Genomic DNA, 1,319 nt, shown 5'->3' with positions numbered 1-1,319 from the left:
GACTTCGCTCGAAACGAACGAATCAAGGTAAAGTTATCGGGTTCCAAACGCGATTTGCCCAAGGGAGGCGCGCCATCGAGAGGGTGACACCCCTCCACCATTCGCTTCGCGAACGGTCCCCCTCCCCTTGCAGGGGAGGATTTATTTGCGGCGGTAACGGAAGTACCACACTTCATGGCCCTTTTGCCGGGCCTTGGCTTCGTAGCGGGTCTGGGGCCAGCCGCCGGGGCGGGTGAGGAAGTCGGTGGGGTCGCTGGCCAGCCAGTCGAAATCGGGATGGCCGTTCATCACCATCAGCGCCCAGCGCAGATAGATGGGATGATCGGTGCCGAAGCGGAATTCGCCGCCAGGCTTGAGTTTCCGGGCGATCATCGCGACCGGGCCGGGGTTCATCATCCGGCGCTTGGCATGGCGCGCCTTGGGCCAGGGGTCGGGGTGGAGCAGATAGACGAAACTCAGGCTAGCGTCGGGAAGGCGGTTCAGCACTTCGAGCGCATTGCCCATATGGAGGCGGATATTGCCGAGCGCGCCTTCGCGGATATGGCCGAGCGCGGTGACGACGCCGTTGAGGAACGGTTCGCAGCCGATAAAGCCATGATCGGGCAGCATGTCGGCGCGGTAGGCGAGATGCTCGCCGCCGCCAAAGCCGATCTCGAAATGGAGCGGGCGATCATAGCCGAAGAGCGATGCGGCGGAGACTTCGCCTTCTTCCGGCACGGATATGGCGGGGAGGAGGGTGTCGACCAGTTCCTGTTGCCCCTGCCGCAGCTTGTGGCCCGATTGGCGGCCATAGAGGCGGTTGAGAGTCGTGGGATCGCCGGATTTATGCGCTGTCATGGGGTGCGCGGATAGCGGGCGTGGGCCAAGAACGCAATCGGTGCTAGCGACAGGGCTTGCCGCCATATTCCCTGCGGTTGGGGACATAGGCATTGCCGTTCCAGCGGACCACGGGAAAGCAGAAGCCGGGGCCGCCGATGGAAATATCGGGCCAGCCGCCGACGCCTTTGCTTTTCAGGAATTCCGGGATGCCGATGCTGTTGACGACCAGTTTCCAGCTGCCATTGGGCTGCTGGCTGACCAGCCAGAAAGCCGTGCCGGTATTGCCATAGCAATAGGTGCCGCCTTCGGTGATGACCGCTTCGGGACGGCCATCGCCATTCAGGTCGGCGCGGCTTTCGATCGTGCCGGGCGAATAGGTGGCCGTGCCGGGATCGTCGCAATCGCTGCGCCATTGGGTGCCGCGCCTGGTGAAGCCGGCGGCGCGGAAGATGGCAGCGTCGCCCGATGGCGCGGGGGTTGCGGCGGGGGCGGGCTTTGCC

1 protein-coding gene and 1 pseudogene are annotated in these 1,319 nt (G+C 64.2%); both read right to left on the bottom strand.

Annotated features, from left to right (window positions below):
• Window positions 1-141: 141 nt before the first annotated feature.
• Complete coding sequence (gene trmB, locus EBBID32_RS14915; protein WP_006959834.1) at window positions 142-837, bottom strand: tRNA (guanine(46)-N(7))-methyltransferase TrmB; 696 nt, start codon at window positions 835-837, stop codon at window positions 142-144.
• 43 nt (window positions 838-880) lie between these two features.
• Window positions 881-1,319 (bottom strand): annotated as a pseudogene (locus EBBID32_RS24600) (hypothetical protein); the annotation flags it as partial.

This window comes from Sphingobium indicum BiD32, assembly GCF_000382885.1.
GTDB classification, from domain to species: Bacteria; Pseudomonadota; Alphaproteobacteria; order Sphingomonadales; family Sphingomonadaceae; genus Sphingobium; species Sphingobium japonicum_C.
The sequence above is the reverse complement of the archived record's forward strand: the minus strand, read 5'-3'. Positions and strand labels throughout refer to the sequence as shown.